9 protein-coding genes and 1 pseudogene are annotated in these 12368 nt (G+C 65.1%); 9 read left to right on the top strand and 1 reads right to left on the bottom strand.

From position 1 onward, the window contains the following. From WBB14_RS08220 to typA, 7 genes and pseudogenes are all read left to right on the top strand, one after another. Nucleotides 1–295: pseudogene (locus tag WBB14_RS08220) on the top strand (23S rRNA pseudouridylate synthase B); the annotation flags it as partial. A gap of 464 nt (nt 296–759) precedes the next feature. After that, the gene (gene rimP / locus WBB14_RS08215) at nt 760–1263 is read left to right on the top strand and encodes a ribosome maturation factor RimP (RefSeq protein WP_424239390.1); all 504 of its coding nucleotides are present in this window, start codon (nt 760–762) and stop codon (nt 1261–1263) included. Continuing rightward, on the top strand, nt 1260–2738 hold the full coding sequence (gene nusA / locus WBB14_RS08210) for a transcription termination factor NusA (RefSeq protein ID WP_013392462.1): 1479 nt from the start codon (nt 1260–1262) through the stop codon (nt 2736–2738). The genes rimP and nusA overlap by 4 nt, the downstream gene beginning before the upstream one ends. A gap of 91 nt (nt 2739–2829) precedes the next feature. Further along, complete coding sequence (gene infB, locus WBB14_RS08205; RefSeq protein ID WP_424239389.1) at nt 2830–5883, top strand: translation initiation factor IF-2; 3054 nt, start codon at nt 2830–2832, stop codon at nt 5881–5883. Between the two features lie 24 nt (nt 5884–5907). Beyond that, nucleotides 5908–6309, top strand: coding sequence for a 30S ribosome-binding factor RbfA (gene rbfA, locus WBB14_RS08200; protein ID WP_006388333.1), 402 nt, complete (start codon nt 5908–5910; stop codon nt 6307–6309). Between the two features lie 37 nt (nt 6310–6346). Further along, nucleotides 6347–7099: a tRNA pseudouridine(55) synthase TruB gene (gene truB / locus WBB14_RS08195; RefSeq protein ID WP_424239388.1), complete on the top strand. Its 753-nt coding sequence runs from the start codon at nt 6347–6349 to the stop codon at nt 7097–7099. Continuing rightward, nucleotides 7096–8919, top strand: coding sequence for a translational GTPase TypA (gene typA / locus WBB14_RS08190; protein ID WP_424239387.1), 1824 nt, complete (start codon nt 7096–7098; stop codon nt 8917–8919). The genes truB and typA overlap by 4 nt, the downstream gene beginning before the upstream one ends. 117 nt (nt 8920–9036) lie before the next feature. On the opposite strand, the gene cynR is transcribed toward typA, so the two are convergent. After that, nucleotides 9037–9948 (bottom strand): transcriptional regulator CynR, encoded by a 912-nt coding sequence (gene cynR, locus WBB14_RS08185; protein WP_424239386.1) that lies wholly within the window; start codon nt 9946–9948, stop codon nt 9037–9039. Nucleotides 9949–10103: 155 nt separating this feature from the next. Here cynR and WBB14_RS08180 point away from each other — a divergent pair, with 155 nt between their 5' ends. Beyond that, a complete protein-coding gene (locus WBB14_RS08180; protein ID WP_424239385.1) occupies nt 10104–11330 on the top strand; it encodes a muconate cycloisomerase family protein in 1227 nt (408 codons plus the stop codon). Nucleotides 11331–11372: 42 nt separating this feature from the next. Then, complete coding sequence (locus WBB14_RS08175) at nt 11373–12287, top strand: dioxygenase (protein WP_424239384.1); 915 nt, start codon at nt 11373–11375, stop codon at nt 12285–12287. Nucleotides 12288–12368: the final 81 nt, after the last annotated feature.

The following is a 12368-nucleotide window of genomic DNA, read 5'->3' as shown; positions in this document are numbered from 1 at the left end:
CGGCAAGCCCGCAGGCGCGCGCGGCAATGGCGGTCGTGGCGGCAAGCCGGCGGCAGCCGGCGGCGGTCGTGGCGGCAACAAGACGGGGGCTCCCGCAGGTAACAAGGCAGGCGGCTCCCCTGGCAACAAGGCAGGCGGTTCCCCTGGCAACAAGGGGCCGGGCGCTGGCGGCAAGCCGCGCGCTCCGCGCAATGCCTCCTCGTCTCCCCGGGGTGATGACTGGCAGCCGCGTGGCGCGTCGGCGCACGAATCCCGTCTCGGTGTGATGGGCGGGCGCGGCCGTCAGGGTCGCTGATCGCTGTCAGGCGGCGCGCGGGTCGCGCCGCCGGGCGGGATATGTCCCGCATAGCCGTAAGCCCGTGACGAATCAGGCGTTTTTCCAGTTTATCTGGTAAAATCAATGGTTTTCATGGCTTCGTGTCGTTGCCTTTTGCGTGCCGCAAGGCCGCAATGCCTTTGCAAGCCCCGCGCTAACCCATTGCCAACGCATCGCAAATGCATGGCAAGTGCGTGGCAAAAGCGTAGCAAATGCAGCGGTGGCGGCAGCCAGGCAGTGGTTGGCATCGGACTTTGCGCCAGGTGCCGTCTGGCCCGGATTGCGGGTTGGGGCGGCGGGTCGGAATTGACCGTGGCGGCGCAAGCCAAATTTAGGTCGCAATATAGGGCACTGCCCAGCATTGCTCCTTACGTGCAGTAGGGTGGCGGCTGGGCTCTGTGCAATACGGTGGGCTGGGCGTGCAGCCCATTTTTTTTGAGTATATGGCTGATTTATTCGCATTGACCAAAGAGGCTCTGGCCGGCATGGACGTCGAACTCGTGGACGTCGAGCGTGCCGCCCTGGGCCTTTTGCGCGTCACGATCGATCGGGTCGGCGGTGTGCGCATCGAAGACTGTGAGCAGGTATCCCGCCAGTTGTCGCGGGTGTTTGAAGTCGAGAACGTCGACTACAAGCGGATGGAAGTCGGTTCGCCGGGCGTAGATCGCCCGTTGCGCAACGAGGCTGAATTCCGCCGTTTCGCAGGCGAGCGCATCGAAATCAAGCTGCGCGAGGCATTGGACGGCCGTAAGGTCTTTGCCGGCATCTTGACGATGCCCGAAGACGACGCCGCAGCCTCAGACGCGGCTGCTGGAATGCAAAAGACCGTGTTCGGTCTCGAATTTGAGGCAAAAAAGAACGAAGTCCAGGTGTTGAATTTCACGGTCGACGATATCGAACGTGCAAAACTGGATCCCGTTCTGGATTTCAAGGGCAAAAAGCGATGAGTCGCGAAATTCTTCTGTTGGTCGATGCCTTGGCGCGTGAAAAGAACGTCACGCGCGACGTCGTGTTCGGAGCGCTCGAAAGCGCACTGGCCTCGGCGATGAAAAAGCGCTTCAAGGATGATGCGGACATCCGTGTCGCCATCGATAGGGACACGGGCGATCACGAAGGCTTCCGCCGCTGGTTGGTCGTGCCTGACGAAGCTGGCCTGCAAGAGCCCGACAAGCAGGAAATGCTGTCGGACGCGCAGGAAATCGTCCCCGGCATCCAGGAAGGCGAGTACATCGAAGAGCCGCTCGAACCCATCGAGTTCGGCCGCATCGGCGCGCAGGCCGCCAAGCAGGCCATCCTGCAGAAGATCCGTGACGCCGAGCGCGAACAGGTGCTGAACGACTTCCTGGACCGTGGCGAATCCATCGTGTCCGGCACGATCAAGCGCATGGACAAGGGCGACGCCATCGTCGAAACCGGCAAGATCGAAGCGCGCCTGCCGCGCTCCGAAATGATCCCGAAGGAAAACCTCCGGGTGGCCGACCGGGTCCGCGCGTTTGTGTTGCGCGTAGACCACGCCGCCCGCGGTCAGCAGGTGATCCTGTCGCGCACCGCTCCGGATTTTATCCGCCAGCTGTTCGAGAACGAAGTTCCCGAAATCGAACAGGGCCTGCTGGAGATCAAGGCTGCGGCCCGTGATGCCGGCGTGCGTGCGAAGATCGCCGTGGTGGCATACGATAAGCGCATCGACCCGATCGGCACCTGCGTCGGCATGCGCGGTTCGCGTGTTACCGCCGTGCGCAACGAGTTGGGCGGCGAGCAGGTCGATATCGTGTTGTGGTCGGAAGATCCCGCGCAGTTTGTCATCGGCGCCCTGGCGCCGGCCAACGTCGAATCCATCGTTGTCGATGAAGACAAGCACGCGATGGATGTCGTGGTGGACGAGGAAAACCTGCCCAAGGCCATCGGCGCCAAGGGTCAGAACGTCCGCCTGGCTTCCGAGCTGACCGGCTGGCAGATCAACATCATGACGCCGGAAGAAAGCCTGAACCGCCAGGAAGTCGAGCGTTCGGGCCTGCGCGCCACGTTCATGAGCAAGCTGGACGTCGACGAGGAAGTCGCTGACATCCTGATCGACGAAGGTTTTACCGGTATCGAGGAAATCGCCTACGTGCCCATGCAGGAACTGCTGGAAATCGAGGCCTTTGACGAAGACACCATCAATGAGTTGCGCGCCCGCGCCCGCAATGCGCTGCTGACCGAGGCAATCGCCCAGGAAGAGCGCCTTGAGACCGCGCAGGATTTGCTTGAACTCGAAGGCATGACGCCCGAACTGGCTGCCAAGCTGGCCGAGCGCCAAGTGCATACGCGTGATGATCTGGCCGAATTGGCGACGGACGAGCTGGCGGAAATCGCCGGTTTGACCGAGCAGGAAGCCAGCGACCTCATTATGCGTGCCCGCGCCCATTGGTTCGACGAAGAATAACCAAAAGGACACGGGTCCGCGGCGGACGGAATATCCGCCGCCGCGAGTTCACGTTGTTTGTAATAGCTGCATATAGGGAAGAGAGAGCCTAATGTCGAGTAATACCGTCGCGCAGTTCGCTACCGAGCTGAAAATGCCTGCCAATGTGCTGCTGGATCAGCTGCGCTCGGCCGGCGTTGACCTCAAATCGGTCGACGATTCCGTCACCGACAGCGACAAGGCGAAATTGCTCGAATCGCTGCGTCGCGCCCATGGCGCGACCGAAGGCAAGAAGATCACCCTGACGCGCCGCCAGACGTCCGAAATCCGCCAGGCGGATGCTACCGGCCGTTCGCGCACGATCCAGGTCGAAGTGCGTAAAAAGCGCGTGTTCGTCAAGCGTGATCCCTCCGAAATCGCCCTGGAACAGGCCGCGTCCGCGCGCGCCGAAGATGAGGCAGCCGTCGATGAGGCGCCGCAGGTATCGGCGCCCGTCGTCCCCGAGGCTCCTGCCGCGGCCGCTTCTCACGAGGCCGCTCCCGTCCAGGCGGAGGCTGCTGCCCCTGTCAAGGCGGAAGAGCCCGTTGCTGCTGAAGCGCCTGCGCCGATCGAAGCGCCTGCGCCTGTTGAATCCGTCGCGGCCGAAGCGCCCGCTCCCGTCGAGGCGAAAGCCACCGAAGTCCAGGCCCAGCCTGAACCCGAACCGACGCCGGCGCCTGCTCCTGCCGAGCCCGTGGCCGAAGAGGCCAAGCCCGAAGTCAAGACTGAATCCACCGAGCCCAAGGCTGAAGAAGCCAAGCCGGAACCCGTTGTGCTAGCCAATAAGTCCGAACCATCTACCCCCCAGGCCGCCGCGCCTGTCGCCCAGGCTCAGCCTGCCGCGAAATCCGAACCCGTCAAATCCGCCGCGAAGCCTGAGCCCGCCGCGCCCGCCGTCAGGGTTGGCAACCGTGCGGACAACCGCCGCGCAGGCCCGCCTCTTGCCGCGTCCGCGGCGCCGGCAGCCCGCGATGAGGCCCGCCGCAAGGCCGAGGCTGAAGCCGCTGCTCTGCGCGAGATGCTGAACCGTCCGCGCAAGGTGCTGCGCGCTCCGGAACCGGAAGCGCCCGCCGCCGCAGCCGCGCCGATCTCCGGCACGCTGCACAAGCCCGCCGGCAAGCCCGGCGCGACGCCTGGCGCCAAGAAGGACGCCAAGCCCGCCGCTCCCGGCGCGAAGAAGACCATCAAGACCGCCGAAGTCGCTTCGACCTGGTCCGATGACGCCTCGCGCAAGAAGCCCGCGGACAAGCCGGCAGCCCCGGCCAGCCGTGACGGCTGGCGTGCAGGCGGCAAGGGCGGCGGCAAGGGTGGCGGCCGAGGCGGCCGCAACCAGCAGAACGATCGCCGCAACGAGCCGGCGCCGCAGGAATTCATCGCGCGTGAAGTCCACGTGCCGGAAACCATCAGCGTGGCCGACCTGGCCCACAAGATGTCCGTCAAGGCCGCCGAAGTCATCAAGCAATTGATGAAGCTGGGCCAGATGGTCACCATCAACCAGGTGCTGGACCAGGAAACCGCCATGATCGTGGTCGAGGAACTGGGCCACGTGGCGATCGCCGCCAAGCTGGACGATCCGGAAGCTTTCCTGGACGAAACCGCCAGCGTGTCGGAAGCCGAACAGCTGCCGCGCGCCCCGGTCGTGACCGTCATGGGCCACGTCGACCACGGCAAGACCTCGCTGCTGGATTACATCCGCCGCGCCAAGGTTGCCGCGGGCGAAGCCGGCGGCATTACGCAGCACATCGGCGCCTACCACGTTCAGACCGAGCGCGGCATGGTGACCTTCCTTGATACCCCGGGCCACGAGGCGTTCACCGCCATGCGTGCCCGCGGCGCCAAGGCCACCGACATCGTCATCCTGGTCTGCGCGGCCGACGACGGCGTGATGCCGCAGACCCGCGAAGCCATCCACCACGCGAAGGCCGCAGGCGTTCCCATGGTCGTGGCCATGACCAAGATCGACAAGCCCTCCGCCAACCTCGACCGCGTCAAGCAGGAATTGGTGGCCGAACAGGTCGTGCCGGAAGAATACGGCGGCGACGTGCCGTTCGTGGGCGTGTCCGCCAAGACCGGCGAAGGCATCGACGATCTGCTGGAAAACTTGCTGCTGCAAGCCGAAGTGCTGGAACTGAAGGCGCCCGTCGACGCGCCCGCCAAGGGCCTGGTGATCGAAGCCCGTCTCGACAAGGGCCGCGGCCCGGTCGCGACGATCCTGGTGCAGAGCGGCACGCTCAAGCGCGGCGACGTGGTGCTGGCCGGCGCAAGCTTCGGCCGCGTGCGCGCCATGCTGGACGAAAACGGCAAGCCTATCCAGGAAGCCGGCCCCTCCATCCCGGTGGAAATCCAGGGCCTGACCGAAGTGCCGGCTGCCGGCGACGAACTGATGGTGCTGTCCGACGAGCGCAAGGCGCGCGAAATCGCGCTGTTCCGCCAGGGCAAGTTCCGCGACGTCAAGCTGGCCCGCCAGCAGGCCGCCAAGCTCGAGTCCATGTTCGACAACCTGGGCGAGGGCACGCAGACCCTGGCCTTGATCGTCAAGACCGACGTCCAGGGTTCGCAGGAAGCGCTGGTGCAGTCCCTGACCAAGCTGTCGACCGACGAAGTGCGCGTGCAGGTCGTGCACGCTGCCGTCGGCGGCATCTCGGAAAGCGACATCAACCTGGCCATCGCCTCGAACGCCGTCGTCATCGGCTTCAACGTCCGCGCCGAAGCCAGCGCCAAGAAGCTGGCCGAGAACAACGGCATTGACGTGCGCTACTACAACATCATCTACGACGCCGTGGATGAGGTGAAGGCAGCCATGTCGGGCATGTTGGCGCCCGAGAAGAAGGAAGAAATCATCGGCTTGGTCGAGATCCGCGAGGTTTACAGCATCTCCCGCATCGGCAATATCGCCGGTTGTATGGTGCTGGACGGCCTGGTGCGTCGCGATTCGCAAGTCCGCCTGCTGCGCAACAACGTGGTCCATTGGACCGGCCAGCTCGATTCGCTGCGCCGCTTCAAGGACGACGTCAAGGAAGTCAAGTCGGGCTTCGACTGCGGCCTTACGCTGCGCGGCAACAACGACCTCCAGGTGGGCGACCAACTGGAAGTCTTTGAAATCAAGGAAATCGCGCGTACGCTGTAAGGCGTCCGCGAGGCATTTTTTCTAATGAGCCGTCACAAGTCCAAAGCCATCCCCGGTCGCAATCTGCGGCTGGCCGACCAGATCCAGAAGGATCTGGCCGGGATCATCCAGCGCGAGATCGACACGACCCGCGCTGGACTGATCACGCTCTCTGGTGTGGAACTATCGACCGACTACGCGCATGCCAAGGTGTATTTCACGGTTCTGGGCGCCGAGCCCGAAGCCGCGACCGCCTTGCTGAACGAGAAAGCCGGTTGGCTGCATTCCCAGCTGTACAAGCTGCTGCACATCCACACTGTCCCCACTTTGCGTTTCTTCCACGACGAGCAGATCGCCCGTGGTATCGAGATGTCGATTCTCATCGACCGCGCAAACCGGCCCGGCCCGCACTCGGGCGTGCCCGACGAACCTGAAGACCAGTCCTGATCGGGCTGTCGTCACTGCTTTAAACCGGATTCCGACGATGGCTAAACGACGCGGGCTTACGCTCGACGGTGTGCTGTTGCTCGACAAACCCGTGGGTTTGTCGAGTAATCACGCCTTGCAACGCGCCAAACGTGCCATGGACGCGGCGAAAGCCGGCCATACGGGCACGCTGGATCCCTTCGCCACCGGCCTGCTGGTGTGCTGCATGGGCCGCGCAACCAAGATTTCCGGCGCGATGCTCAACGCCGACAAGGCATATCGCGCTACGCTGCAATTTGGCTCTGAAACCGATTCTGGCGACCTGACCGGCAATGTCGTGTCGACCGCCGAGCCGGGCTTCACCGTAGATGAACAGGCGTTGCGCGACGCGCTGTCACGTTTCTCGGGCACGATCGAGCAGATTCCGCCCATGTATTCCGCGCTCAAGCGCGACGGCAAGCCCTTGTACGAGTACGCGCGCGCAGGCATCGAGCTGGAACGGGCGCCGCGCCAGATCACGATACACCGCATCGAATTGTTGTCCCTTGACGGGACGCAGGCAGAGATCGATGTGGCTTGCAGTAAAGGCACATACATCCGGACACTGGCCCAGGACATCGGGCGCGTGCTGGGCTGTTACGCCCACCTGACGGCGCTGCGGCGCACGCACGTCGGGCCTTTCTCTCTGGAACGCGCCGTTGCGCTGGAAGCCTTGCAGGCCATGCCAGATCCCAAGCAGGCATTGCTTGCACTGAACGAATTGCCGGAGGGCTTGCTGCCCTCCACCCTGACCTTAAAGGACTCGCTATGACTCGCGCCTTGCGCAACGTCGCCATCATCGCCCACGTGGACCACGGTAAAACCACCCTGGTCGACCAGCTGCTGCGCCAATCCGGCACCTTCCGCGAAAACCAGGCGCTGACCGAACGGGTCATGGACTCGAACGATCTGGAAAAAGAACGCGGCATTACGATTCTGGCCAAGAACTGTGCCGTCGAATACGAAGGCACGCACATCAACATCATCGACACCCCGGGACACGCGGACTTCGGCGGCGAAGTCGAGCGCGTGCTGTCCATGGTCGACGGCGTGCTGCTGCTGGTGGACGCGGTGGAAGGCCCCATGCCCCAGACCATCTTCGTGACCCGCAAGGCGCTGGCCCTGGGCCTGAAGCCCATCGTCGTGGTCAACAAGGTCGACCGCCCGGGCGCCCGCACCGATTTCGTCATCAACGCCACGTTCGACCTGTTCGACAAGCTGGGCGCCACCGACGAGCAGCTGGACTTCCCGGTGATCTACGCATCGGGCCTGTCGGGCTACGCGGGCCTGACCGCCGACGTGCGCGAAGGCAATATGCGTCCGCTGTTCGAAGCCATTCTCGAACACGTGCCGCAGCGTGAAGACGATCCCAATGGTCCGCTGCAAATGCAGATCATCTCGCTGGACTACAACAGCTACGTCGGCAAGATCGGCGTGGGCCGCATCAACCGCGGCCGCATGCGTCCCGGCATGGAAGTGGCCTACAAGTTCGGCCCCGAAGGCCAGGGCGGCCGCGGCCGCATCAACCAGGTGCTGAAGTTCCACGGCCTGGAGCGCGTCGTCGTCGAGGAAGCCGAAGCCGGCGACATCGTGCTGATCAACGGCATCGAAGAACTGGGCATTGGTTGCACGGTGACCGACACGGTCACGCAGGACGCGCTGCCGATGCTGCGCATCGACGAGCCCACGCTGACCATGAACTTCATGGTCAACACCTCGCCGCTGGCCGGCCGTGAAGGCAAGTTCGTGACCAGCCGCCAGCTGCGCGACCGCCTGGATCGCGAACTGAAGTCCAACGTGGCGCTGCGTGTGCGCGACACGGGTGACGACACGGTGTTCGAAGTGTCGGGCCGTGGCGAACTGCACCTGACCATTCTGCTGGAAACGATGCGCCGTGAAGGCTACGAGCTGGCCGTGTCGCGCCCGCGCGTGGTGTTCAAGGACATCGACGGCGTGAAGTGCGAGCCGTTCGAATCGCTGACCGTCGACGTCGAAGACGCCCACCAGGGCGGCGTGATGGAAGAACTGGGCCGCCGCAAGGGCGACCTGCAGGACATGCAGCCGGACGGCCGCGGCCGCACCCGCCTGGAATACCTGATCCCGGCCCGCGGCCTGATCGGCTTCCAGAACGAGTTCCTGACGCTGACGCGCGGCACCGGCCTGATGAGCCACATCTTCCACGAATACGCGCCCATCAAGGAAGGCTCGATCGGCGAGCGCCGCAACGGCGTGCTGATCAGCCAGGACCAAGGCGATGCCGTGGCCTACGCGCTGTGGAAGCTGCAGGATCGCGGCCGCATGTTCGTGAGCCCGGGCGATGCGCTGTACGAAGGTATGATCATCGGCATCCACAGCCGCGACAACGACCTGGTCGTGAACCCCATCAAGGGCAAGCAGCTGACCAACGTGCGCGCCTCGGGCACCGACGAAGCCGTGCGCCTGGTTCCGCCGATCCAGATGTCGCTGGAATACGCAGTGGAATTCATCGACGACGACGAACTCGTGGAAATCACGCCGAAGTCGATCCGTCTGCGCAAGCGTCACCTGCTGGAAAACGAGCGCAAGCGCGCCGCGCGCGAATCCGCCGTCTAAAGGACTTGCGCGGAGCGCAGCTTCGCACCGGTACAGAAAGAACGCAGCCCTCGGGCTGCGTTTTTTTTGCGGCGTGATGGCGGACTATCGGCGCGGCCGTGTGCCCGCGCACGCCTTTCAGCGGCGGCTGGCAGCCACCGCGCCCGGCAGGCGCTGTACCGCGTCCAGCAGCCGGGCGGCGAACTCCTGCGCCGCGCGGCTGCGCGATGCTTCCTTGCGCCACAGGATGGCGGCGCGGCGGATGGTGGTCGGATCGGTGAGCGCGATGCTCTTCAATTCCGATCCCGCCGCGCCGGCCGCATGCTCGGCGGCGATGGTGGCCAGTTCGCCTTGCCGGCACAGGTGGATCAGCGCGTCCACCGATTCCATTTCCACCCGCACGTCAGGAGCCAGCCCCGCCTGGGCGCAGGCCGCGTCTATCATGCGGCGCGTGGCGAAACTGCGGGGCAGCAGCGCCAGCGGCACGCCCGCGAGGTCGCGCATGCGCAGGCTGCGCCGCGAGGCCAGCGGATGGTTCTTGCCGACCACTACCTGCAGGCGCTCGTCGAACAGGGGTTGCGCCTCGATTTCTTCGCGCAGCGCCGGATGGAAGGAAATGCCCAGGTCCAGCTGGCCGCTGACCAGCAGGTCTTCGATGGGGCCGGCCCGCAGATCGCGCACCTGGATCTGAACCTTCGGGAATGCCAGGCTGAAGCTGGCCACGGCGTCTGGCACGAAATGGGCCAGGAAGGTGGGGATGACGCCTATGGTCAGGGTTCCAGCCTGCAGGCCCGCCAGATCCGCCAAAGCCATTTTCCCGGCTTCGACTTCCTGCAAGGCCCGGCTGGCGTGGTCGCGCAGCACCCGGCCCGCTTGCGACAGGCGCAACCCCCTGCCGATGCGGTCGAACAAGGGCATGCCCAGCTCTTCCTCCAACTGCCGCAAGCCATGCGACAGGGTGGATTGGGTGACGTGCAGGGCGTCCGCCGAACGGGTCAGGTGCTCGGTTTCCGCGACGCTGAGAAAGTAGCGTAGCTGGCGCAATTCCATCGGCGGGACTCCTGGTGCAAAGCCGGAACGGGCGGTCAATGATGGGCGATTTTTCATTCGATGGTATCGAACAATAAGTGCAATATAAATCATTGGATGCAAAACCGGCTGGGCCCTAATCTTGCCTGCATCACTCACGCAGGGTTTCAGGTTTTATGACTTCCGTTTCAACCCAGGCTCCGACCACGCCAGACGACGCCCCCTGGCGCATCGAGCGCATCCACGCAAGGATCGTCGACATCCCGACCATCCGGCCGCACAAGTTTTCGTTCGGCGCCATCAACCGGCAAAGCCCGGTCATTGTGCAGCTCTGGCTCGCCAACGGCGCCTGCGGCTTTGGCGAGGCGGCGACGATAGGCGGGCCGTCGTGGAACGAGGAGTCGCCCGAAACCATCCTGCACGCGATCCAGAACTACCTCGCTCCGGCAGTGGCCGGCGCGGATGCCCGCCGGTTCGCCGAACACATCCACCGTTTCGACGCCGTCTGCAAGGGCAATGCCTTCGCCAAGAGCGCCGTCGAGATGGCGCTGATCGACGCGGTGGCGCGCAGCCTCGGCGTGCCGGCCTGGCAGTTGCTGGGCGGCAAGCGCATCGAACGCCTGCCGCTGGCCTGGACGCTTGCCAGCGGCGATTCGCAGCGCGATCTGGACGAGGCCGAGCAGATGATGCAGGCGCGCCGCCACCGCCTCTTCAAGCTCAAGATCGGCGCGCGCAGTCCGGCCGACGACGTGGCGCACGTGACGCGCATTGCGCGCGGCCTGGACGGCCGCGCCGCGATGACGGTGGACGTCAACCAGGCCTGGGACGGCAACACCGCCCGCCGCTATCTGCCGCAACTGGTGCAGGCCGGGGTGACCCTGATCGAACAGCCGGTGGCGCAGTGGGACGTGCAGGCCCTGCGCGAGGCGACGCAGTCGCTGGGTTCGGCGGCGCTGATCATGGCGGACGAAACCGTGTGCTCCGCGCAGGACGCGTTCATGCTGGCCTCGCAGCGCGCCTGCCATGTGTTTTCCCTGAAGGTCGCCAAGCACGGCGGCCTGCTGCGCACGCGCGAAGTCGCGGCCGTGGCGCAAGCCGCCGGCATCGGCTGGTACGGCGGAACCATGCTGGAGACCTCGCTGGGTAGCGCGGCCTCCGCGCATGTGTTTGCCACGCTGTCCGACCAGCACCACGGTTGCGAACTGTTCGGTCCGCAACTGCTGGTCGACGACATCGTCGAACAGCCCATGGCCGTGCGCGACTTTGAACTGCAATTGCCCGACGGCCCCGGCTTCGGCGTCGTCGTGGATGAAAAACGGCTGGACCGCTTCGACCGCGCCAGAGAGGGCCTGACGCCAACGACGATAGACCTCGGCCGCCGCGGCATTCCGGCCGCGACCTGACCCACCATCTTCCCGATCATTCCAAAAAGCAGGAGACGCATCATGGCTGAATATACCCAGCAACAACTACTGGACCTGGTCAACAGTTCCCAGGTCAATCCCGGCAACGACCGGGTCCGGCAGATCTCGCAGCGCATCGTGTCGGACCTGTTCCGCGCGATCGACGATCTCGACATCAAGCCCGACGAGTTCTGGGCGGGGGTGGATTGGCTCGCGCGCCTGGGCGCCAGCGGCCAGATGGGTTTGATCACCGCGGGCCTGGGCTTTGACCGCCTGATCGACATCCGCGAAGAAGAGGCCGACGAGGCCGCCGGCCGCGCCGCCGGCACGCCGCGCGCCATCGAGGGGCCGCTCTACATTGCGGGCGCGCCGTTGTCCGACGGCGAAGCCCGATTGGACGAAGACCCCGCGCCTGGCACGGTGCTGGTGATGGAAGGGCAGGTGCGCGACGTGGACGGCAAGCCCGTCGCCGGCGCGCTCGTCGACGTCTGGCACGCCAACGAGCTGGGGCGGTATTCGCATTTCGACCCCGACCAGGAGGACTATCACCTGCGCCGCAAGATCAAGACCGACGCGCAGGGCCGCTACCGCTTCCGCAGCTTCATTCCGCCGGGCTACGCGATTCCGCCGAACAGCCCCACGTCCGAACTGTTCGAGGCGCTGGGCCGCCATGGCAACCGGCCGGCCCACATCCACTTCCTGGTGGCCGCCGAAGGCCAGCGTACCTTGACGACCCAGGTCAACATCCCGGGCGACACCTTCCTGGACGACGACTTCGCCTTCGCCACGCGTGACGGCCTGGTGGTCGAACTGCAGCCGGGCACTCCGGCCGCGGGCTATGAGAGCCTGGGCGTGGACGCGCCGTTCACGCGCGTCTGTTTCGACTTCGTGATGCAGCCGGCGTTCGACGCCGACGAGGCCCGTCCGCAAGCCCGCATGGACCGTGCCACCGCCTAAGCGTCACCCCGGCGGCGCCCGCCGCGGCGCCGCCGTTCCCGACACCACACAGAACAATCCCGCAGGCGCGAGGCCGGGTCC

The organism is Achromobacter sp., assembly GCF_049647645.1.
Taxonomy (GTDB): Bacteria; Pseudomonadota; Gammaproteobacteria; order Burkholderiales; family Burkholderiaceae_B; genus Achromobacter.
This window is presented reverse-complemented; position numbering and strand designations above follow the sequence as displayed.